Annotated in this window: 1 protein-coding gene; it reads left to right on the top strand. The window is 75.4% G+C overall.

What is annotated here, in order from left to right; all coding sequences use genetic code 11:
• Positions 1–337: 337 nt before the first annotated feature.
• Complete coding sequence (locus FOE67_RS25100) at positions 338–1,567, top strand: DUF349 domain-containing protein (protein ID WP_182667108.1); 1,230 nt, start codon at positions 338–340, stop codon at positions 1,565–1,567.
• Positions 1,568–1,639: the final 72 nt, after the last annotated feature.

Here is a 1,639-nt window from a genome sequence, read left to right as displayed (position 1 = left end):
GACCGGGAGGGCGGGACCGGGCCCCGGCGCCCCGATCCGCACCTCCCGAACGCCCCCGGGCGCGGAACCGCGCCGGGGGAGGGACAATTTCGGTGCCGCGAGGTGCGGACAGCCGGGCGGCGCGTCGCCTATGTTTGCGTGGTGCGGGCCGCCCCGGCTGCGGCCCGACCGGCAGTCGGACACCGGGGATCCCGGGGGACCCGGACGGACTCCGGACGCACACCGGACGCGCCCACCGGATCCCGTATCCCCGCGGCGCGCCGGCCGAACGCCGGATGGACACTGTGGACGACACCCCGGGATCGGATCCCGGCGGTGTCATGGTGGAGGAGGCGCTGTGAGCAGCGACCCGTGGGGCCGCGTCGACGAGACGGGCACCGTGTACGTGCGGACTGCCGACGGGGAGAAGGTCGCCGGCTCCTGGCAGGCGGGCTCGCCCGATGAGGCTCTCGCCTACTTCGAGCGGAAGTACGAGGGTCTCGTGGTGGAGATCGGGCTGCTGGAGCGCCGGGTGCGCACCACCGATCTCGCGGCCAAGGACGCGCTGGTGGCGATCGACCACCTCCGGCAGCAGGTGAACGAGGCCCATGCCGTGGGCGACCTGGACGCCCTGGCGAGGCGGCTGGACCGGCTGACCGCGACGGTGGACGAGCGTCGCGAGGAGCGGAAGGTCGCGCGCAGCCGACAGCTCGAGGAGGCCAGAAAGGCCAAGGAGGACCTGGTCGCCGAGGCCGAGGAGCTGGCGGCCGGCGACCAGTGGCGGGCGACCGGGGAGCGGCTGCGCGCCCTGGTGGACACCTGGAAGGGCCTCCCGCGGCTGGACCGCAGGACCGACGACGAGCTGTGGCACCGCTTCTCGCACGCCCGCTCGGCCTTCTCCAAGCGGCGCAAGGCGCACTTCGCCGCCCTCGACGCGCAGCGCGAGGAGACCCGGCGCCGCAAGGAGAAGCTGATCTCCGAGGCCGAGGCCCTCTCCTCCTCCACCGACTGGGGTCCCACCGCCGCCCGGTACCGGGAGCTGATGCGGGAGTGGAAGGCCGCCGGGCGCGCCCAGCGGGACGCGGAGGAGGACCTGTGGACCCGGTTCCGGGCCGCCCAGGACGTCTTCTTCGCCGCCCGGAGCGAGGTGTTCGCCGAGCGCGACGCCGAGTACCGGGAGAACCTGGCCAGGAAGGAGGAGCTGGTCCTGGAGGCCGAGAAGCTCCTCCCGATCGGTGACGTGAAGGCGGCCCGGGCCGCCCTGCGCTCCATCGGCGAGCGCTGGGAGGCGATCGGACACGTGCCCCGGGAGTCCCGCGCCGCGGTCGAGGGACGGATCCAGGCCGTGGAGCGGGCGGTGCAGGAGGCCGAGGAGGCCGAGTGGCGCCGCACCAACCCCGAGGCGCGGGCCCGCGCGGCGGGGCTGACCGGGCAGCTGCAGGACGCCGTGGACCGGCTGGAGCGCCAGATCGCGACCGCCCGGGAGGCCGGCAACACCGCCAAGGCGGACAAGCTGGAGCGGGAGCTGGAGGGACGCCGCGCGCTGCTGGAGCAGGCGCTCAAGGGGCTGCGCGAGTTCGGCGGCTGACCGTTCCCGCCCGCGCGCCGCGGGCGGGAACGGGGCGGGGTTCGGCCCCCACCGCGCGGTGGGGGCCGAACC

It is taken from the genome of Streptomyces calidiresistens, from assembly GCF_014141525.1.
Lineage (GTDB): Bacteria > Actinomycetota > Actinomycetes > Streptomycetales > Streptomycetaceae > Streptomyces > Streptomyces calidiresistens.
Note: the sequence above shows the minus strand (reverse complement) of the source record. Positions and strands in the feature narration are given on the sequence as shown.